We start from the raw sequence: 18897 nt of genomic DNA on the forward strand, positions 1-18897 counted from the left end.
CCTCCCGTGGCGAGCGGCGAACCCGCCGCTAAGACCGAAGCGGAAGAACAAAAAAGGGGGGAAGAACGATGTTCCCGCCGAAACCCAACATGGTCAACAAGCCATCCGGGTGTACGAAACCCCGAACGACAAGAGAACGAACTCCCAACCCGAAGGTCCGAACCACCCACAAGATCGAGAGCCGAACGCAAAGCCCCCGAACCCAAACCCGGAAGCTCGGTACCCCGAAAGCCCAGAACCCAAAAGGTTCAGAACTACGAAGGTTCGGAGCGAGGAAGGGGCAGAACCCCCCGGAGGCTGGTCGGTGAGCAGGCCGGGAACGCTCAAGAACGTGAGGAGCGATCCCGAAGACGACCACCGCACCGTGGGGGTCTGCGGGGGCTCGGCCCCCGCAAAATCATCCTGACCGCGCCGTGGTCCGCGCTTTCCGCGGACACGCGACGCCCAGAAATCGCGCGGTCAGCTCGCGTACGCGCGCAGGCGGTCGGCGCGGTCGCCCTGGCGGAGCTTCGCCATGACTTCCCGCTCGATCTGCCGGACCCGCTCGCGGGACAGCCCGAACGACTTGCCGATCTGGTCCAGGGTGCGGGGCTGGCCGTCGTCGAGGCCGTAGCGCATCCGGATCACCGCCTGCTCGCGCTCCTCGAGCGTGGCCAGCACGCGGCGCAGGTCGTCCTGCAGGAACCCGGAGATCACCGCGTTCTCGGCGTCGGCCGATTCGGCGTCCTCGATGAAGTCACCGAGCGGCGCGTCCTCCTCGGCCCCGACCGGCATGTCCAGGCTGACCGGGTCGCGGGAGTGGTCCATCAGGTCGAGGATCTTCTCCACCGGGATGCCGGCCTCTTCGGAGAGCTCCTCGTCGGTGGCCTCGCGGCCGAGCTTCTGGTGCAGGTCGCGCTTGATCCGGGCCAGCTTGTTGACCTGCTCGACCAGGTGGACGGGCAGCCGGATGGTGCGGCTCTGGTCGGCCATGCCGCGGGTGATGGCCTGCCGGATCCACCAGGTCGCGTAGGTGGAGAACTTGAAGCCCTTGGTGTAGTCGAACTTCTCCACCGCGCGGATCAGGCCGAGGTTGCCCTCCTGGATGAGGTCCAGGAGCGGCATGCCGCGGCCGGTGTAGCGCTTGGCCAGGCTGACGACCAGGCGGAGGTTGGCCTCCATGAGGTGGTTCTTCGCCCGGCGGCCGTCGCGGACCACGGCGCCGAGGTCGGAGCGCCGCTCGGGGGAGAGGTTCTTGCTGGTCTCCAGCAGGTGCTTGGCGAAAACCCCGGCCTCGATCCGCTTGGCGAGGTCGACCTCTTCCTGTGCGGTGAGCAGCGCGGTGCGCCCGATGCCGTTGAGGTAGACGCGCACCAGGTCGGCCGATGGGCCCTGGGTGTCCAGGTCTTCGGTGACGGTGACGTCTGGCTTGGTGGTCTGCGGGACGGTCATTGAGCTCCCTCCCTGGCGGGCTGGCTTGGCGGGCGCAAATCACACTCGCGCGTCGTTGCGCGGTGTGGAGGACGCGTACGCTCGGTTGTACGGGCTCCGCGTCGACGTCTTCTCCGGCGCTGCCGATCGGTTTGGTGGCCTGTCGGCATGGCCGTCGAAGCTTCGTTACCTGGAAAACGACCGGCGTGCCGAATTCGTTCCCGAAGTTCTAGACGAAGAGACGTCATGGCGGTCACATCCGTTGCGCCGCCAAGCCTGAGGATTTCCTGAGAGCCCTCGTTACCTTTAGACCTCAACCAAAAGTGTGAATGGTCCGTCGTTCGCGCTCTCCACCGCCATCATCGCCCCGAACATCCCGGTGGCCACTCGCGCACCCCGCTCGCGCAGCGCCGCCACAACCCCGTCTACCAGCGGTTCGGCCTGTTCGGGCCGGGCCGCCTCGGTCCACGACGGGCGGCGTCCCTTCTTGGTCGAGCCGTAGAGCGTGAACTGGCTGACGACGAGCAGCGGTGCCCCGGTCGTGGCGCAGGACTCCTCGTCCCGCAGCGCCCGAATCTCGTGCAGTTTGCGCGCCATATTGACGACTTCTTGAGGCCCGTCTGAATGCGTCACACCCAATAGCACTAACAGCCCGGGTTCTTCGATCTTGCCGACCACGACGCCGTCGACAGTTACCGAGGCGCGAGTGACTCGGGTGACGATTGCTCTCATTGGTCGCCGCCCGCCCATTCCGCAGGCAGCAGCATTCCGTGCCGAACGAGTTCGCGCACCATCGGGATCGCGGCCCGGGTCAGGTCCTCGGAGTCCTCGCCGTAGCCCATCGCGAGCAGTTCGAGGAGTTCGCCGAGCGGCAGCGCGCCGCGGCACCCGGCGAGCAGCCGCACGCCCAGCTCGTCGATCTCGTGCTGCCAGCCCGGTCCGTCGGTGCGGTGCAGCCGGTGCACGAGCGGCTGCCAGCCTTCGTCGCCGGGCTCGGAGACCGCTTCCAGCACGGTGCTGTCGGCGGTGACCAGGCGGGCCGCCAGCAGGGCCTCGGCGGAGTCGTGGGCGCGCAGCCACTCGACGCGGCGCAGCCACTGGTCCGATTCCGGGCCCAGCGGGTCGTCGAAGGCGTGCCGGAGGTCCTCGCAGACGACCTCGCCGCGCGCGTCGGTGCGGCGCAGCGTGACGAACCCGAAGCCGATGCCGATCACGTCGTTGGCCTCGAACCAGTCCAGCCACTCGGCCGCCTTCTGCAGGCCCTGCGGGGACCTCAGGTCGTACCCGGCGTCGCGCAGCCAGGTGCCCACGTAGAGGGCTGGGTCGGCGACGTCGCGCTGCACGAACCAGGCGTCGACCCCGGCGCCGGGCGGCAGCCACCGGGACACCCGGTCCTGCCAGTCCTCGCCGTCCCGGTGCACCCAGGAGGCCAGCAGCTGCCCGGTGCCGCCCTCGGCGAGGAAGCCGGGCAGCTGCCGCACGACCAGCGCGCTCGCATCGTCCCCGGCCAGCCCCGAGTCGCGGTAGGTGAAGTCGGTGCGCGGCGGGCCGACGACGAACGGCGGATTGCACACGACCTGGTCGAACTTGCGGCCCCGGACCGGGTCGAACCACTCGCCCTCGGCGAGCTCGACGTCGACACGGTTGAGCCGGAACGTCGCCTCGGCCAGCGCCAGCGCCCGCTTGGACACGTCGGTCGCGGTGATCCGCTGCGCGTGCGTGCTCGCGTGCAGGGCCTGCACGCCGCAACCGGTGCCGAGGTCGAGCACCGAGCCCACCGGCCGCCGAGAGGTCGCCCGGACCAGGCTCAGCGACGCGTGCCCGACGCCGAGCACGTGGTCGGCCTCCACCGGGCGGCCGCCGCGAAGGTCCGAATCCAGGTCCGAGACGACCCACCACGATTCGTCGTCGACACCGTGCGGGCGGACGTCGAGCCCGGCACGCAGCCGGTCGCCGTCGTCGACGAGCAGCCCAGCGTCCTTCGCCTCGGCCAACGGCAGCGGGGCGAGCGCGGCCTCGACGGCGGCCTGCGACTCGGCCTGGCCGAGCAGGAACAAGCGGACCAAGGTGCCGAGCGCGCCGGCATCGCTGGTGGCGCGCAGCGCCGGAACGGGCTCGCCCCGGCCCAGCGCGGCGTGCGCTTCGGGACCGAGGAGCTCCACGACGCCGTCGGCGTCGTAGCCGGCGGTTTGGAAGGCGTCGCGAAGTCGATCGATGCGGTCATGGGACAGGTCTGGAATCACGATCCCGATCCTCACACGGCCACCCGTTCGCGCATCTGGGCGCACCCGCGGCGCGGAGCTCCGGAAAACCGGTCGCGCCCCGAGCTCGCCCTGCACGAACATGGGCGGATGAGACCTGCGATCGGTGCCGCCCTCGTCCGGTGCGGCGAATGCGGTGGGCACGAATACAGCGGCGCGCCCGATTGCGGCCGCTGCCGGACGCTGGTGGACGACGTCGTCGAAGAGGAGTGGCGGCGCTTCCGCGCCGAGTGGGCGGCGGAACCGGAGGCGGAGGTCGCCGGACTGGTGGTGGCCGAGCCGGACCGGCACGACTGGCGGGTGGTGGACGCCGCGCTCGACCGGATCGCCTGCGACGAATGCGGAGGCCGGCTCGGCAGCGGACCGGCGGACTGCGGCGCGTGCAACCTCGCCCACGGCTTCCGGTACGCCGCCGTCGAGACCGATCGTCCCGGTGCTTCGCCGCTCAACGAGCACGCGGTGCGCGTGAACGTCTCGGTCGTCCGCCGGCCGCAGGTGACGTCGGCGCAGGAACTGCTCGTCAGGCGGCTGCTGCTGCCTGCGCTGCTGGTCGGCTTCCTGCCGCCGACCGCGGAGGCCCAGCGCGTGAGCGCCCTGGTCAAAGGAGGAGCCACACCGGATCGGGTCGTCGAGCTGATCGACGACTTGCTCGGAACGTGGCGTCCCGGAGGGCCGAGCGCGACTCACCCGTGAGGCAAGACGCCTGGGGAATCAGCAGAACGCGAGAAGGCTTTTCCCGGCACCGCTGGAGGCCTGCCCCATTCCGTTGGCTGAGGAACTCGTCTCCGAGGTCGATCCGCGACGCATCCATTGCCGCGCCGATACCGCATCGATTGTTCGCGCCTGCTTACTTTTTGGTGCGTACCGACACTTTGAAGGTGAGCGCGACGTTCTCGAACCCACCCTCTCGCACGCGCAGTGGCATATGCGGACGTCCGAAACGAGTCGATCTGCGTTGCTGATGTGGAGGAACGCTGGAGAGCGATCCAACTTTGGTTTATTCCGGCTATTTGTACGACCACATGTCCGGCGCGGGGACGTGAAGACCCTGGTCACAGAGGGCGACGTCTGGGCCAGCTGCGAAAGCGTATGACTGCTCGACGCAACAGCCGGGAGGCTCCACGAATTGGCCCCGGGGTGTCCGCTGCGAGCACCGAAGCCGCGTTTGCGTCCGCCGCCGGAACTTCTTGGTCCGGGGCAGTCGGTCGCGCTGCTCCTCGCTGGCGAAAATCATGCGCTCTCGGCTCTGTTCCACGGCGTTGCGCACGATGCCCACAAGCTTGCCGGTCGCCTGGCGTATGACGGCTTTCTCGCCCAAGAGGTCGCTGCCGAGGGCCACGACGCGATGCGGGCTGACCGGCCAAACGATGTAGTGCGCGGCCAAGAGGCTTGGTCGCACGTTGCCCCGGAACGGGACCAGCACCGGGACATCGCACGTCATGAAACGGCCCTGGGGGTCGTGCCATACCTCGATCTGCCGAGTCGTAAGCACGTCGGCTGCCTCCCAAATGGCCGAAAACAACAACTCGGTGTGGATGCCCGCCGCCAAGTACGGGTTCTCGGGATCATTCATCGACTTGAAGTCATGTGGATTCTGTGCGACGAGCCACGCGTTGTGCTGCTGTTGAAGGCGGCGCTCTTGCAGGGTGCGCATGCGCTGGACAGCCACAGCGACTCCGAGCGCGATCAGGTCATCGAACTCCAGCTCGTCTGGGTCCTCGAGCTGGACGAACAAGGTCTGCACTCGCCGGAGTTCGACGTCCGCGACACCGAACAGCAGCTCCACTCGGTTGTGGGCAGCACCGTCTGGCCCGACGACCCGGTAGAAGTTCTCCTCGACACACACGTTAGCGAGACCGAGTGGCTTCACCGAACCTGTGACTGTGTCGAGGGCCCACACCCGCTTGCCATCGAATGACCACTGTCGAAGGTATGTCTTCGGTACGTAGTGGTGGCGTCTACTGACTGTGTCCTTGGCATTCTGCAGGCTTAGCAGCTTGTCCATGTAGTCACGTGCCCCTCCGCGCAGGGACTTGCCCCCCGCAGTGAGGGGCACCTGCCCCCACGGGTTCCGGACTCGCTTGACGACCTCCCAGTTGTCGCGGCCGACAGAATCCGAATGTGTCGTCACGTTGTCAAGATAGTCAGTGACACCGACACCGAGGTCACCATGCTGACTCGGTACAGAAAGGGGCCAACTCCGCAGTAACTGGGTCGGTGAGCGTTCCCGATGCCTGAAACAACTCAAGCGGACGCTGGTCCGCGGTCTGGCCTGACGATTTCCCACTAATCGGCAAAAGCGTGCATCGGCGGCGCCGCGTGCCAGGATGGGGACATGCCGAAGAAGCTCAACCTCACCGGCGACGCCGACGCCGACAAGCTGCTCAGCGACGACCCGTTCGCCCTGCTCACGGGCATGCTTCTCGATCAGCAGGTCGCGATGGAGGTCGCGTTCGCCGGGCCGAAGAAAATCGCCGACCGGATGGGCGGGTTCGGCGTCACCAAGATCGCGGAATCCGATCTGGACGAGTTCGTCGAGCTGTGCGTGCAGAAGCCGGCGATCCACCGGTACGGCGGGTCGATGGGGCGGCGGGTGCACACGCTGGCCCAGCACGTCGTCGAGCACTACGACGGCCGGACCGAGGCGATCTGGACCGAGGGCGACCCGGACGGCAAGGAGGTGCTGAAGCGGCTCAAGGCGCTGCCCGGTTACGGCGACCAGAAGGCGCGGATCTTCCTCGCCCTGCTGGGCAAGCAGCGGGGTGTCCAGCCCACTGGGTGGCGCGAGGCCGCCGGGGCCTATGGCGAGGACGGGTCGAGGCGCTCGATCGCCGACGTCGTCGACGAGCAGACGCTGAACGAGGTCCGGTCCTGGAAGAAGGAGCAGAAGGCCGCGGCCAAGGCCGCCAAGGGCTGACTCCCGGAATTCGCTCTCGCCGCGCTGCGCCCGCGCGCTAGTGTCCGGCTGGGGAGGCGTTCATGGACGAGCGAAGGCTGGTGCGGGTCTCGAAGTACCTGGCCAAGCACCTGCGCCACCAGCCCGAGCGGATCGGGATCGAGCTCGACGAGCACGGTTGGGTGGCGGTCGACGAGCTGCTGGCGGCGGCAGGGTCGCACGGGTTCCCGATTTCGCGGGCGGAGCTGGTGCGGGTCGTCGAGGACAACGACAAGCAGCGGTACGTGATCGACGGCGACCGCATCAGGGCCAGCCAGGGGCATTCGGTCGAGGTGGATCTCGACCTGCCGGTGGCGCAACCGCCCGCGTGGCTGTTCCACGGCACGGTCGCGCACAGCCTGACCGGCATCCGCGCCGAGGGGCTGCGGCCGATGAACCGGCATCACGTTCACCTGTCGGTCGATCGCGAGGCCGCGAAGCGCGTCGGCGGGCGCCGGGGAAGGCCGGTCGTGCTGACCGTGGACGCTGCCGGGATGCACGCGGCCGGACACGAGTTCCGGGTCAGCGCCAACGGCGTCTGGCTGGTGGACCACGTCCGGCCCGAGTTCATCCGCTACCCGGACTGACCCGGCGGCGGCACTACGGGTGGTAACCGGATAACGCCCGGCAACGTCAACGCGGAAGCCAAGGCAGGGCCTGCGAACGCGCGGGCCTTCGCACTGGGGGACCGCCTATGACTCGCTACGCCGTTGCCGCCGCATTGTCGGGACTGATGCTCGCGATAGGGGCGTGCAGTACTCCGCCGCCGCCGCGTTTGCTGCCGCCCCGCGTCGCACCGTCGTCGATGCCGTTGCCGGCCAAGATGTCGGCTCGGCCGGTCGCACCCGTGGCCGCTCGCGCTCCGGGGCCAGTTGCTCTGACCTGCGAGCCGGACGCCGCGCCGCGCTTCGACGACCCGGACAACCCGAACGCCATCACGAACAAGGCGTGCGGCTCGGTCGACGGGAACGGCACCGCGCGCTCCGCAGATCCGTGGATCGACGACCAGCTGACGGCGACGCGCGACGCGACGCCGGCCTCCTCAGACCCGTGCGCCGGGCTGACCTACGAGCAGTGCCACGGCATTCCGGATCCGCCCGCGAGCTCCACGCCCGACGAACCGTCCACCACGCCGGTCACCACGACCGCGGTGCCGACGACCAGTCACCCGCCGATCAGCTCGGCACCGGCGGAGGCGAGGACCAGTTCGCCGACGCCCTCCGGATCGGCGCCCACCACGACCGGATGAGCTCAGGCCGCTGCGGCGGCGCCGGGGCTCTGATAACGGTCGACGTACTCCTGCTCGGAAAGCTCGGCGATCGCGTACATGATCTCGTCGGTGATCGAGCGCAGCACCGGCAGCGACGACTCCATCCCGGCGTAGCGGGAGAAGTCCAGCGGGTCGCCGAAGCGGACCGTCACCGGGTGCGGCCGGGGGATCTTCTTGCCGCGCGGCTGGAGCTTGTCCGTGCCGGTCAACCCGACCGGCACCACCGGCGCGCCGGCGGCCAGCGCCAGCCGGGCCACGCCGGTCCGCCCCCGGTACAGCCGCCCGTCGGGCGAGCGGGTGCCTTCCGGGTGGATGCCGAACGCGCCGCCGTCGAGCAGCACCTGCTCGGCGGTGTCCAGGGCCTCCTTCGCAGCGCGCCCGCGACCGCGCTCCACCGGGATCGCGCCTAGCGAGCCGAACAGCCACTTGACCAGCGCGCCCTTCGTGCCGGTCCCGTTGAAGTACTCGGCCTTGGCCAGGAACGACACCGGCCGCGGCAGCACCAGCGGCACGATGAAGCTGTCGAGCACGGCGAGGTGGTTCGGGGCGAGGATCACCGGGCCGGTCGTCGGCACCTTGTCGGCATCGATCACGGTCGGCCGGTAGATCGTCCGCGCCACCGCGCCCACGACCCGCTTGCTCACCGAGTACAGCATTCGCCCTCCCGCACCGTTGATCCCGATCGAATCTAACCCGGCGAGGTTTCGGAGGTGCGTCCTGCCGGTCAACCTCTGAGTCTGGCCGGTCGGCCCGGCTCCCGGGGTTGTGGGACACGCGAACCCGGGGTATCCGAGGACGCGATCGGGTGGCAGCATGGGAGGCGGAGGTAACGTCGTGAACAGCTCACATCGTGACGACACCCCGGTGCTGATCACCGAGGCACAGCCGTCCTACGACGATCAGCAGGCGCAGCGGCGCCGCAGGTACGCGATCATGATGGCCAGCCGGATTCCGTGCCTGGTGATCGCCGCAGTGGTGTTCCAGCTATGGCAATTGTGGTGGTTGTCACTGATCATCCTGGCGATTTCCATCCCGCTGCCGTGGATGGCGGTGCTCATCGCCAACGACCGCCCGGCCAAGAAGAGCGAGCACGTGAACCGGTTCCGCCGTTCACGGCACTCGATCGAATCCCGCAGCCACCAGGTCATCGAGGGCGCCTGACGGGGAACACCCGGCCGGATGCGGACATGCGTCGATGCTGTGCGGCATCATTGGGGGCATGAGCACGATGACGATGCCGGAGACCGATACCCGGACCGAGACCACTGATCAGACCAGTGACGACCGTCCGGAGGTGTTCCACTACGTGCAGAAGGACAAGATCGCGGAGAGCGCGGTCATGGGCACGTTCGTGGTCGCGCTGTGCGGCGAGGTCTTCCCGGTCACCAAGTCGCCGAAGCCGGGCTCGCCCGTCTGCCCGGACTGCAAGGAGATCTTCGCGTCCCTCCCCCCAGGCGGCAAGGACTGACCTTCCGGACCCGCGCGGCGGCCCTCAGCCGCCGTGCGGTTCGGCCTGCTTGTCGATCGGTTTCTTCGGTAGCGGCGCGCCGTTGCGCGGCCGCTCCGCGGGCGGGCTCGGCTGCTGGCCCTCCTCGGCCTGGCCGTTGCGCCACGCGCGGTAGCCCTCTTCGGTGTGCATCCGCTGCGCGAGCCGCTTCATCTCCAGGCGCCGCCACTTCCGGCGCTCCCGGCGGGTCATCTTGGCCGGCCACATCTCCTGGATCGCGTTGTTGAACTGCGCGCCCATGATGATCGCCATCCCGATGAAGAACGCGAACAGCAGGAACGCGATCGGGGTCGCCAGCGCGCCGTAGGTGTACCCGGTGCCGGTCACCCACGTGATGTAGAGCCGCAGGCCGATGCTGGCGCACAGGAAGATCGCCATCGCCAGCAGCGCCCCAGGCAGGCCGCGATGCCACGGCAGCTTCCTGGGCAGCGCCACCTTGTACAGCGTCGCCAGCGCGACCGCCAGGCCGATCCCGGTCGCCGGGTAGTAGAACGCCTGGATCAGCCAGGCGATGTCGTCCTGGAAGTCCTGCGGGAAGAGCGTCGGCAGCCAGTCCGGGCCCAGCGCGACCACGGGCAGCCCGACCACCGCGAGGATCAGGCACACCAGGTACAGCAGCAGCGCGAAGATCCGCTGCCAGACGCTGTTGCGCACCAGGTACTGGTCGTAGGCGAGCGTGATCGAGTCGACCAGCGACGCCAGCGCCGACGAACCCGCCCACAACGAGATCAGGAAGCCGACCGAGACTATCTCGCTGCGCCCCTTGGTGAGGATGTCGGCGACGGTCGGGCCGATGATCTGGTCCACCACGTTCGCCGTGAACACCGAGCGGGAGAGCGCGAGGATCTTGTCGTGCACGGCGTCGACGACCTCGGGGCCGAACCAGTCGCCGACGAAGCCCAGGCTGCCCAGCAGCCCGAGCAGCAGCGGCGGCATGGACAGCGTCTGCCAGAACGCGGCGGCTGCCGATTCCGAGAAGATGTTGTCCCACCACGCCTTGTCGAGCGTGCGCATGACCAGGCGCAGTGGCCCGCGCCGCACCGGAGCTTCCCGTGGTGCGACGGTCGCACTGCGCCCCTGGCGGTCTGGTGGACTCGGCTGACCCATGGCACCCATAAGGATGCTGCATCGGCTGGCGCCGCGGGCGTCGGCCCGTCAAAACCGCCGGGAACACGGAGTGTCGCGCACCTCTCGTCCGGGCATGCCGGTGCCCGCCGGGCTCGAAAGGTAGGCTGCACGACGGCCCGCTTCGAGTCGATCGACGCTGAACGCGCGTGCGGGCGGTCGCGGGGCAGCGCAGGGCGCGCCCTCACCATCCAGCAGGGGAGCAAGAAGGAAGGGGCGGCGACCCGGCGTGTCCGAAGCGCAACTCGACCATTCCGTTCGATCCGTGCTCAGCGACCCCTCGCAGGCTCCATCCCGGCCACTGCGTGCCTGGCAGCGCCGGGCGCTCACCAAGTACCTGTCGAGCAGGCCCCAGGACTTCCTGGCGGTGGCGACGCCGGGCGCGGGCAAGACGACGTTCGGCCTGCGGGTCGCCGCGGAGCTGCTGGCCGACCGCACGGTCGAGGCGGTGACCGTGGTTGCGCCCACCGAGCACCTCAAGCACCAGTGGGCCATGGCCGCCGGCGGCGCGGGCATCCCGCTGGACTCCAACTTCCGCAACAGCGACGGCATCACCTCCAGCGACTACCGCGGCGTCGTGGTCACCTACGCGCAGGTCGCGGCGCACCCGACGCTGCACCGGGTGCGCACCGAGCGCCGCAAGACGCTGGTGATCCTCGACGAGGTGCACCACGCGGGCGACGCGAAGTCCTGGGGCGACGCGATCCGGGAGGCGTTCACCCCGGCCGTGCGGCGCCTGTCGCTGACCGGAACGCCGTTCCGCAGCGACGACTCGCCGATCCCGTTCATCGGCTACGAGCCCGACGCCGACGGCTCGCTGCGCAGCCGGGCGGACCACTCCTACGGCTACTCCGACGCCCTCAACGACGGCGTCGTCCGGCCGGTGCTGTTCCTGGCGTACTCCGGCGAGGCCCGGTGGCGGACGAACGCCGGCGACGAGTTCAGCGCCCGCCTCGGCGAGCCGCTGACCGCCGAGCAGACCGCGCGGGCCTGGCGCACCGCGCTGGACCCGTCGGGCGAATGGATCCCGGCTGTGCTGCAGGCCGCCGACACCCGGCTGACGCAGCTGCGCAACGGCGGCCTCCCGGACGCCGGCGGTCTGGTGATCGCCACCGACCACGTCACGGCCAAGGCCTACGCGAAGGCCCTGTACCGGATCACCGGGCACGATCCGGTGGTGGTGCTCTCCGACGATCCGCAGGCATCCGGCCGCATCGCCGACTTCGCCGAGTCCGAGGACCGCTGGATGGTCGCGGTCCGAATGGTGAGCGAAGGCGTCGACGTGCCGCGGCTGGCGGTCGGCGTCTACGCCACGAGCGCCTCGACCCCGCTGTTCTTCGCCCAGGCCATCGGCCGCTTCGTGCGGTCCCGGCGGCCCGGCGAGACGGCGAGCATCTTCCTGCCGAGCGTCCCGGTGCTGCTGGAGCTGGCCAGCCAGCTGGAGGCGCAGCGCGACCACGTGCTCGGCAAGCCGCACCGGGAGAAGGACGGCTGGGACGACGAGCTGCTGGCCGCGGCCAACAGCAAGCGCGACGAGCCCGGCGAGGAGGAGAAGGCGTTCACCTCGCTGGGTGCCGACGCCGAGCTGGACCAGGTGATCTACGACGGCTCGTCGTTCGGCACCGCGGCGTTCAGCACCTCCGAGGAGGAGCAGGACTACCTCGGCCTGCCCGGCTTGCTGGAACCGGACCAGGTGCGGGCGCTGCTGCGGCAGCGCCAGGAGCAGCAGCTGGAGGACGTGGGCAAGCGCGAAGCGGTCGCGAAGGCGGCGAAGGCCGCCGAGCAGGCGGAGCAGCGCGCGCGGCCGCAGACCGTGCAGGAGCGGCTGCAGAAGCTCCGCAAGGAGCTGAACACGCTCGTGTCGCTGCACCACCACCGCACCCGGAAGCCGCACGGCAAGATCTACAACGAGCTGCAGAAGTCCTGCGGCGGCCCGCCCACCGCGATGGCCACCGTGGAACAGCTCGAGGAACGCATCGCCACCCTGCGCTCCTGGTGATATCGGCCCCGAACGGCGCAGCGCGATCGGTTTGGTCGCCGATCCGGGTCTCATAGGGTCGGGACATGGCTTTCGACGTGGAGAAGATCCGGGCCCAGTACCCGGCGCTGGCGGACGGTCGGGCGTGGTTGGACGGCGCGGCGGGCACTCAGGTCCCGCAGTCGGTGATCGACGCGGTGAGCGACGCCTACCGGGTGGGCACGTCCAACGTGGGCGGCCCGTACGAGTCCAGCCGACGCTCCGCCGGGATCGTCGCCGAGGCGCGGGCGGCCGTCGCCGATCTGGTCGGCGCCCCGGAGCCCGGGTGCGTGGCGTTCGGCCCGAGCATGACCGCCCTGACCTACCGGTTCGCGGGCGTGTTCGCGGCGGGCTGGCGGCCCGGCGACGAGATCGTGGTGACCCAGCTGGACCACGACGCCAACGTGCGGCCGTGGGTGCAGCACGCGCAGCGGGCGGGCGCCGCCGTGCGGATGGCGGAGCTCGACCCGGCGACGGGGGAACTGCCCGTCGAGAACGTCACCGGACTCATCGGCGAGCGCACCAAGCTGGTCGCCGTCACGGCGGCCTCCAACGTGCTGGGCGTCATGCCCGATCTGCGGGCGATCACCGACCGGGCCCGGCAGGCCGGCGCCGTGTCCTACGTCGACGGGGTGCAGCACTGCCCGCACTCCCACGTGCGGCTGGACGAGCTGGGCGCGGACCTCTACGCGACCAGCGCCTACAAGTGGGCCGGCCCGCACTTGGCCGCGGTGGTGGCCGCCGACCCTTGGTCGCTGGAGAACCTGCACCCGGACAAGCTGGCGCCGTCGCCGGACACCTCGCCGGAGCGGTTCGAGCTCGGCACCAACCCGTTCGCCGCGATGGCCGGTGTGGTCGCCGCGGTGGAGCACCTGGCCGGCCTGGACAGCGACGCCGACGGCAGCCGAGCCGAGCGGCTGGCGACCTCCCGCCGGTCCGTGCAGGCCCACGAGGACGAACTGGCCAGGGAGCTCTTCGACGGTCTCGCGGCGCTGGACGGCGTAGTGCGCTACGGCGCTCCGCAGGGCTCGTGCACTCCTACGGCGTTCTTCGGGCTTCCGGGTAGGGAACCCTCGGATGTGGCAGAGCAGCTGGCTGAGCGCGGTCTGAACGTCTCGCACGGCCATTCCTACGCCTGGGAGGCAGTGCACGCCCTCGGCATCGGCCCGAAGGGCGGCGTGCGCGCCAGCCTCTCGCACTACACGAGCCAAGCGGAGGTGCGGCGGCTGCTCGACGCCTTGGCGGAGATCAGCGGATGACCGGACGCCCCTAGCCGGAAAACGACCGTGCCCCCGCAGGGCTCCTGCGGGGGCACGGCCTTCTCGGTCTGACGGGTGTTTACTGCTCGTCCTGCTGGAGGTCGGCCTGCGCGTCGCGCAGCCCCGCCTCGTACGCACGGGCGTGGTGCCCGCAGAACAGAAGCTCGCTACCGGATGGCAGTACGGCGCGAAGCTTCGCAGCGGCCCCGCAGCGGTCGCAGCGGTCGGCGGCGGTCAGCTCGGGGCGGGTGAGCGTTCCCGGCATCGTGATCTCCCTCCGTCCCGGCGTCGGAATCACCCGACGCCCTCGATCCTGCTACGACCACCGTTGGCCCACTGGCTGCGGGAGCGGTGCTCGTTGGCTCCACTCTTCCAGACGCTTGGGCCCGAGTCAGTGTTCCCGCGCCGGGTGGCGACGGTCGTCACGATGAAGCACCCGGTTGCAGCAGCGCCGCTCGCGGAGCGTGATCAACACCGCGAAAAGCCTTGTGACATGGGGAAATGAGCTCTCGCGGGTCGGGCGGCGGGAAAGCGGAGTCGATCGACAAACGGACATTCAGTGGTTCAGATCACAGATCGGGCGCCGTTGCGGGCCCGTCATTTCCGCTGGAAGCGAACAGGAAATCCCACCAGGCGGACCGATTTTCGGCGTTTTCCGGCCCCGAAGCGCCGCCGCGGACGCGAAGAGGGCCGCCGACCGGATCGGTCGGCGGCCCTCTTCGGTGCCGTGTTCGTCAGTCCAGGTAGTCGCGGAGCACCTGGGACCGGGACGGGTGGCGCAGCTTCGACATCGTCTTGGACTCGATCTGCCGGATCCGCTCCCGGGTCACCCCGTAGACCTGGCCGATCTCGTCCAGCGTCCGCGGCTGGCCGTCGGTGAGCCCGAACCGCAGCCGGACCACGCCGGCCTCGCGCTCGGACAGCGTCGCCAGCACGGACTGCAGCTGGTCCTGCAGCAGCGTGAAGGACACCGCGTCGACCGCGACGACCGCCTCGGAGTCCTCGATGAAGTCGCCGAGCTGGCTGTCGCCCTCGTCGCCGATCGTCTGGTCCAGGGAGATGGGTTCCCGGGCGTACTGCTGGATCTCCAGCACCTTCTCCGGGGTGATGTCCATTTCCTTGGCGAGCTCTTCGGGCGTGGGCTCGCGGCCCAGGTCCTGCAGCAGCTCGCGCTGGATGCGGCCGAGCTTGTTGATGACCTCGACCATGTGCACCGGGATGCGGATGGTGCGGGCCTGGTCGGCCATCGCGCGGGTGATGGCCTGCCGGATCCACCAGGTCGCGTAGGTGGAGAACTTGTAACCCTTGGTGTAGTCGAACTTCTCCACCGCGCGGATCAGGCCGAGGTTGCCCTCCTGGATGAGGTCCAGGAACGCCATGCCGCGGCCGGTGTAGCGCTTGGCGAGGCTGACGACCAGTCGGAGGTTCGCCTCCAGCAGGTGGTTCTTCGCCCGCTCACCGTCGCGCACGATCCAGCGCAGGTCGCGGCGCATCTGGGTGGTCAGCTGCTCGCCGGCCTCCTCGACCTGCCGCAGCCGCTCCGCGCCGTAGAGCCCGGCCTCGATGCGCTTGGCCAGCTCGACCTCTTCCTCGGCGTTGAGCAGCGCGACCTTGCCGATCTGCTTCAAGTAGGCGCGGACCGAGTCGGCGGAAGCCGTCAGCTCGGCGTCCTTGCGAGCCTGCCGGAGCGCCTCGGATTCCTCTTCGTCCCAGACGAAGTCGCCGGACTCCTTGGTCTCCTCCTCCGGAACGGGCTCTTCCGGGATTTCCACCTCGACGTCGGCGAGGTCGCCGACGTCCGGGGACGTCAGGTCGGTCTCGATCGGTTCGTCGATCTCCATGCCCTCGCCGCTGCCCTTGGCGGAGGCCGACTTCGTCGACTTCTTCGCCGGGGCCTTGGCGCCCTTCTTGGCCCCCGCCGACTTCGCGGCGGTGGTCTTGCGGGCCGTCGGCTTCGCCCCCGTCGAGCTCTTGGCAGGGCTCTTGCGCGCGGCGGTGGAGTTCGTCTGCTCGGTGTCAGACGAAGCAGCCGCCTCCGAACCTGGGGTGGCCTGGGACTGGCCCGACTGGGACTGGGCACCGCCGGTTGTTGCAGCGGAGCGTCGGGTTGCTGTTTCTGCGGCTGCCACGTACGCCCTTTCGCGACGGTCGATCAGGGCAGGCCGGAGGGCGCGAAACCTCGGCCGCCGAAGGTCGGGGAACAAACCCACTGGATTCAGCCCTGCGGCTGATGAGGAATCACCCGGTGCCTGCCTCGGTGTTTCCTCGACGAGGACTTCGAATCAAGTGGGCCGTGTTCCATTGTAGCCGCGATGCGGGGGTGCGGTTCCGCTGCAAGGCGGAGTCCGCGCGTCCCGCGATGTGCTAGGCGGTCGGAAGGTCAGGCGTTGTGCCTGGTCGCGGCCGCCGTCGCGGCACCGACGATGCCCGCGTCGTTGCGGAGCGCCGCGGCGACGACCGGCGTGCGTGTCTCCAGCCGCGGAATCCACTTGTGCCCCTTCTTGCTGACCCCGCCACCGGCGATGATCAGGTCGGGCCAGAGGAACTTCTCCAGCCCCTGGATGTAGGTGCTGACCCGCGGCGCCCACTCCTCGTAGGTCAGCTCCAGGTCGTCCTTGACCGAGGCCGCGGCCTGCGTCTCCGCGTCGTGGCCGTCCACCTCGATGTGCCCGAACTCGGTGTTGGGCACCAGCTTTCCGTCGATGAACATCGCGCTGCCGATGCCGGTGCCGAAGGTCAGCACCACCACCAGGCCGCGGTGCCCGGCGCCGGCGCCGGAGCGCATCTCGGCGGTGCCGGCCGCGTCCGCGTCGTTGAGCACCAGCACGTCGTCCCGGGTGCGGCCGAGCCGCTCGGCGAACAGCTCCTGGGCGTCGGTACCGATCCAGCCCTTGTCGACGTTCGCCGCGGTGAGCGCGGTGCCGTCCTTGATCACGCAGGGCAGGGTGATGCCGACCGGGCCGGTCCAGGCGAACTTCTCGACGATCTCCGCCACGGCGTCCGCCACGGCGGACGGGGTCGAGGGCTGCGGGGTGGGGATCCGCATCCGCTCCTCGGCCAGCACACCACCGTCGATGTCGACCGGACATCCCTTGATGCCGGACCCGCCGATATCCACACCGAAACCGCGGGCAGTCGCCATGGCTGAATCCTTCCTATTCGATTCAGATGAAGGTGTGCAGACCTTAACCGGGTTGTGTTGCGATGTGTACGTGGGATTGGCAGCAGAAGTAGACGCGAAAGCCTTGTGCCAGGTAGCGGTGCGGATCGCCCGCGAAGCCGCGGAACTGGCGCGCACGGTGCGTGACGAAGCGGTCACCGATGGTGCGGTAGACACGAAGAGTACCGAGACGGACGTCGTCACCGCAGGTGATCGCGCGGTGGAGCGGCTCGTGCGGGAACGGCTGGCGGAGTTGCGCCCCGGCGAATCGGTGCTGGGGGAGGAGGAAGGCGGCGAAGGCGCGCTGGACGGTCTGCGCTGGGTCGTGGACCCGATCGACGGCACGGTCAACTACCTGTACGGCTTCCCCTGGTACTCGGTGTCGCTGGCCGCGCAGCTCGACGGGGTTTCGGTGGCGGGCGCGGTGGTGGAACCGGCGTCCGGCCGGGTGTGGAGCGCCGCGGCCGGGCACGGCGCGTTCCTGGACGGCCGCCGGCTCCGGGTCTCGTCCGCCGACCGGCTCGACCTGTCGCTGATCGGCACCGGATTCGCCTACGCGGTGGAGCGCCGCACGGCGCAGGCCGAGGTGCTCGGCCGGCTGCTGGGCCAGGTGCGCGACATCCGGCGGGCCGGGGTGGCGTCGCTGGACCTGTGCGCGGTCGGCGCGGGCTGGCTGGACGGCATGTTCGAGGTCGGGCTCAACCGGTGGGACTGGGCGGCGGGCGCGCTGGTCGCCGCCGAGGCCGGTGCCCAGCTGCGGCTGCCCCAGCAGGGGTCGGCGGACGGGCTGGGGGACGGGATGATCGTCTGCGCCGCACCGGGCATCGCCGGTGAGCTGACCGAGGCTCTGCTCCGCGCGGACGCCGGCCGCGTCTGAGAGCGGTCCCTGAGACGCGAAGGCGCCTGCGGCCGGTGTGGTCGCAGGCGCCCTTCGAGCGTCGTCAGCAGTGCACTTCGCGGGCCTTGTTGAGGAGATCGTTGCTGATCTGCGGCAGGGTCACCTCTTGGTGGGCGCCGTCCTGGTGGTCCCGCTGGGGCACCCAGTTCTCCAGCTCCTGGAGCACCTGCTTGGCCTCCGAGGTGGTCTTGATGTCCTTGAAGTCCGCCCCCAGTGCGAAGTCGACGGAGGCGTCCTGGCGTTCGTCGCGCACCAGCTGGGCGCACGGCGCGATCAGGCTCAGCGTCCGCGCCGCGCTCACCCCGGCGCCGCCGAAGCGGATCTGGCCGTGGCACTTCAGGTCGTAGTTGACGTAGACCGGGTCGTTGTCCGCGCCGCCCTTGGCGAAGCCGAGGCTGGAGAGCTCGTCGCTGACCAGCGACGCCTGCCGGGCCTCGCCGTTGCCGTTGAGCACCCGGACCTGCACGTCCTGCTGCGGGATCGGGTTGGTCGAGTCGAGCGCGTTGCGCGGCAGCATCGACCCCAGCGGAACCGGCTCCGGCGCGGCGCCGCCCTGCGGCGCGGCCGTCGGCGTGGTGGGCGGATTGCAGGTCGTCGCCGCCTCGATGTCCTTCACCGAGTCGAAGACCCGGGTCCACAGCAGGCCCGACAGCAGCACGAGCGCGACCAGCACCACCAGGGCGGGCACCGGCCGACGCCGTCGGTACCGGGCTCGTCGACCCGACCTTGCACTCACGGCTGACACGTCCCGCCCCTCCCTGGATGCTTCGACCAGCGTGCGCCCGTCTTCGCTAGATCAGCCTAGGCGCACAACCGGCGCCGTGCGGCGCTGGACGCCCCCACCATGTCGGAGCCGTCCGCGGCGGGTCGCTGAATCGATGCCGAGCGGCGAACTTCCTGCGCACCGCTTCGCGAGGCGAGGTGCCGGGCAACCGAAGAAGGCGACCGGGCGGCATCCGGGGATTGATCTTCGGCGGTCGGCGGATGCAGCGAACACCACACCTATGGGTGACCTGATGCGTGCGCGGACTCGGCATGAGCTACCCTCTCGGCGC

19 protein-coding genes are annotated in these 18897 nt (G+C 69.7%); 9 read left to right on the forward strand and 10 right to left on the reverse strand.

Annotated elements, in window-relative coordinates; translation table 11 throughout:
• Positions 1-459: 459 nt before the first annotated feature.
• From AC07FN_RS09805 to AC07FN_RS09815, 3 genes are all read right to left on the reverse strand, one after another.
• Positions 460-1431 (reverse strand): sigma-70 family RNA polymerase sigma factor, encoded by a 972-nt coding sequence (locus AC07FN_RS09805; protein ID WP_358570106.1) that lies wholly within the window; start codon positions 1429-1431, stop codon positions 460-462.
• Positions 1432-1716: 285 nt separating this feature from the next.
• A complete protein-coding gene (gene dtd, locus AC07FN_RS09810) occupies positions 1717-2142 on the reverse strand; it encodes a D-aminoacyl-tRNA deacylase (RefSeq protein ID WP_478395265.1) in 426 nt (141 codons plus the stop codon).
• Positions 2139-3653: a DUF7782 domain-containing protein gene (locus AC07FN_RS09815; protein ID WP_478395266.1), complete on the reverse strand. Its 1515-nt coding sequence runs from the start codon at positions 3651-3653 to the stop codon at positions 2139-2141. Before AC07FN_RS09815 ends, dtd begins: the two co-directional genes overlap by 4 nt.
• 108 nt (positions 3654-3761) lie before the next feature.
• Here AC07FN_RS09815 and AC07FN_RS09820 point away from each other — a divergent pair, with 108 nt between their 5' ends.
• Entirely contained in the window at positions 3762-4364 is a 603-nt protein-coding gene (locus AC07FN_RS09820) for a hypothetical protein (RefSeq protein WP_478395267.1), read from the forward strand.
• Positions 4365-4677: 313 nt separating this feature from the next.
• On the opposite strand, the gene AC07FN_RS09825 is transcribed toward AC07FN_RS09820, so the two are convergent.
• The gene (locus tag AC07FN_RS09825) at positions 4678-5676 is read right to left on the reverse strand and encodes a DUF4238 domain-containing protein (RefSeq protein ID WP_478395268.1); all 999 of its coding nucleotides are present in this window, start codon (positions 5674-5676) and stop codon (positions 4678-4680) included.
• Between the two features lie 330 nt (positions 5677-6006).
• Between AC07FN_RS09825 and AC07FN_RS09830 the strand changes: the two genes are divergently transcribed.
• From AC07FN_RS09830 to AC07FN_RS09840, 3 genes are all read left to right on the forward strand, one after another.
• Positions 6007-6588, forward strand: coding sequence for an HhH-GPD-type base excision DNA repair protein (locus AC07FN_RS09830; RefSeq protein WP_478395269.1), 582 nt, complete (start codon positions 6007-6009; stop codon positions 6586-6588).
• Between the two features lie 62 nt (positions 6589-6650).
• Positions 6651-7193 (forward strand): RNA 2'-phosphotransferase, encoded by a 543-nt coding sequence (locus AC07FN_RS09835; protein ID WP_478395270.1) that lies wholly within the window; start codon positions 6651-6653, stop codon positions 7191-7193.
• A 260-nt stretch (positions 7194-7453) separates the two neighbouring features.
• Complete coding sequence (locus AC07FN_RS09840; protein WP_478395271.1) at positions 7454-7855, forward strand: hypothetical protein; 402 nt, start codon at positions 7454-7456, stop codon at positions 7853-7855.
• A gap of 2 nt (positions 7856-7857) precedes the next feature.
• Here the strand turns inward: AC07FN_RS09840 and AC07FN_RS09845 are convergent, their stop codons facing one another.
• The gene (locus AC07FN_RS09845) at positions 7858-8532 is read right to left on the reverse strand and encodes a lysophospholipid acyltransferase family protein (protein WP_478395272.1); all 675 of its coding nucleotides are present in this window, start codon (positions 8530-8532) and stop codon (positions 7858-7860) included.
• Positions 8533-8689: 157 nt separating this feature from the next.
• Between AC07FN_RS09845 and AC07FN_RS09850 the strand changes: the two genes are divergently transcribed.
• Positions 8690-9037 (forward strand): DUF3099 domain-containing protein, encoded by a 348-nt coding sequence (locus tag AC07FN_RS09850; RefSeq protein ID WP_478395273.1) that lies wholly within the window; start codon positions 8690-8692, stop codon positions 9035-9037.
• Positions 9038-9095: 58 nt separating this feature from the next.
• Complete coding sequence (locus tag AC07FN_RS09855; protein WP_478387310.1) at positions 9096-9344, forward strand: DUF3039 domain-containing protein; 249 nt, start codon at positions 9096-9098, stop codon at positions 9342-9344.
• A 24-nt stretch (positions 9345-9368) separates the two neighbouring features.
• Here AC07FN_RS09855 and AC07FN_RS09860 read toward each other — a convergent pair whose 3' ends face one another.
• On the reverse strand, positions 9369-10424 hold the full coding sequence (locus AC07FN_RS09860) for a YihY/virulence factor BrkB family protein (protein ID WP_478395274.1): 1056 nt from the start codon (positions 10422-10424) through the stop codon (positions 9369-9371).
• A 313-nt stretch (positions 10425-10737) separates the two neighbouring features.
• Between AC07FN_RS09860 and AC07FN_RS09865 the strand changes: the two genes are divergently transcribed.
• Entirely contained in the window at positions 10738-12507 is a 1770-nt protein-coding gene (locus AC07FN_RS09865) for a DEAD/DEAH box helicase (protein ID WP_478395275.1), read from the forward strand.
• A gap of 65 nt (positions 12508-12572) precedes the next feature.
• Positions 12573-13784 carry a cysteine desulfurase-like protein gene (locus AC07FN_RS09870; RefSeq protein ID WP_478395276.1) on the forward strand — a complete coding sequence of 404 codons (1212 nt, stop codon included), beginning with the start codon at positions 12573-12575 and terminating at the stop codon, positions 13782-13784.
• 79 nt (positions 13785-13863) lie between these two features.
• Here AC07FN_RS09870 and AC07FN_RS09875 read toward each other — a convergent pair whose 3' ends face one another.
• The 3 genes from AC07FN_RS09875 to ppgK form a co-directional block, all read right to left on the reverse strand.
• Entirely contained in the window at positions 13864-14049 is a 186-nt protein-coding gene (locus AC07FN_RS09875; protein ID WP_093265227.1) for a DUF7455 domain-containing protein, read from the reverse strand.
• A gap of 469 nt (positions 14050-14518) precedes the next feature.
• The gene (locus AC07FN_RS09880; protein WP_452612978.1) at positions 14519-15940 is read right to left on the reverse strand and encodes an RNA polymerase sigma factor; all 1422 of its coding nucleotides are present in this window, start codon (positions 15938-15940) and stop codon (positions 14519-14521) included.
• A 224-nt stretch (positions 15941-16164) separates the two neighbouring features.
• Positions 16165-16926, reverse strand: a complete 762-nt coding sequence (gene ppgK / locus AC07FN_RS09885) for a polyphosphate--glucose phosphotransferase (protein WP_478395277.1) — start codon at positions 16924-16926, stop codon at positions 16165-16167.
• Between the two features lie 64 nt (positions 16927-16990).
• Between ppgK and AC07FN_RS09890 the strand changes: the two genes are divergently transcribed.
• Positions 16991-17821, forward strand: coding sequence for an inositol monophosphatase family protein (locus tag AC07FN_RS09890; RefSeq protein WP_478395336.1), 831 nt, complete (start codon positions 16991-16993; stop codon positions 17819-17821).
• A 64-nt stretch (positions 17822-17885) separates the two neighbouring features.
• On the opposite strand, the gene cei is transcribed toward AC07FN_RS09890, so the two are convergent.
• The gene (gene cei / locus AC07FN_RS09895; RefSeq protein ID WP_478395278.1) at positions 17886-18587 is read right to left on the reverse strand and encodes an envelope integrity protein Cei; all 702 of its coding nucleotides are present in this window, start codon (positions 18585-18587) and stop codon (positions 17886-17888) included.
• Positions 18588-18897 lie beyond the last annotated feature (310 nt).

This window comes from Saccharopolyspora sp. NPDC045941 (assembly GCF_056431445.1).

Excerpts from the sequence above, each read along its gene's own strand:
- AC07FN_RS09875 (WP_093265227.1), bottom strand. The coding sequence starts at position 14,049 with ATGCCGGGAACGCTCACCCGCCCCGAGCTGACCGCCGCCGACCGCTGC.
- AC07FN_RS09855 (WP_478387310.1), top strand. The coding sequence starts at position 9,096 with ATGAGCACGATGACGATGCCGGAGACCGATACCCGGACCGAGACCACT.
- AC07FN_RS09845 (WP_478395272.1), bottom strand. The coding sequence starts at position 8,532 with ATGCTGTACTCGGTGAGCAAGCGGGTCGTGGGCGCGGTGGCGCGGACG.
- AC07FN_RS09835 (WP_478395270.1), top strand. The coding sequence starts at position 6,651 with ATGGACGAGCGAAGGCTGGTGCGGGTCTCGAAGTACCTGGCCAAGCAC.
- ppgK (WP_478395277.1), bottom strand. The coding sequence starts at position 16,926 with ATGGCGACTGCCCGCGGTTTCGGTGTGGATATCGGCGGGTCCGGCATC.
- AC07FN_RS09850 (WP_478395273.1), top strand. The coding sequence starts at position 8,690 with ATGGGAGGCGGAGGTAACGTCGTGAACAGCTCACATCGTGACGACACC.
- AC07FN_RS09805 (WP_358570106.1), bottom strand. The coding sequence starts at position 1,431 with ATGACCGTCCCGCAGACCACCAAGCCAGACGTCACCGTCACCGAAGAC.
- AC07FN_RS09870 (WP_478395276.1), top strand. The coding sequence starts at position 12,573 with ATGGCTTTCGACGTGGAGAAGATCCGGGCCCAGTACCCGGCGCTGGCG.
- dtd (WP_478395265.1), bottom strand. The coding sequence starts at position 2,142 with ATGAGAGCAATCGTCACCCGAGTCACTCGCGCCTCGGTAACTGTCGAC.
- AC07FN_RS09830 (WP_478395269.1), top strand. The coding sequence starts at position 6,007 with ATGCCGAAGAAGCTCAACCTCACCGGCGACGCCGACGCCGACAAGCTG.
- AC07FN_RS09825 (WP_478395268.1), bottom strand. The coding sequence starts at position 5,676 with ATGGACAAGCTGCTAAGCCTGCAGAATGCCAAGGACACAGTCAGTAGA.
- AC07FN_RS09820 (WP_478395267.1), top strand. The coding sequence starts at position 3,762 with ATGAGACCTGCGATCGGTGCCGCCCTCGTCCGGTGCGGCGAATGCGGT.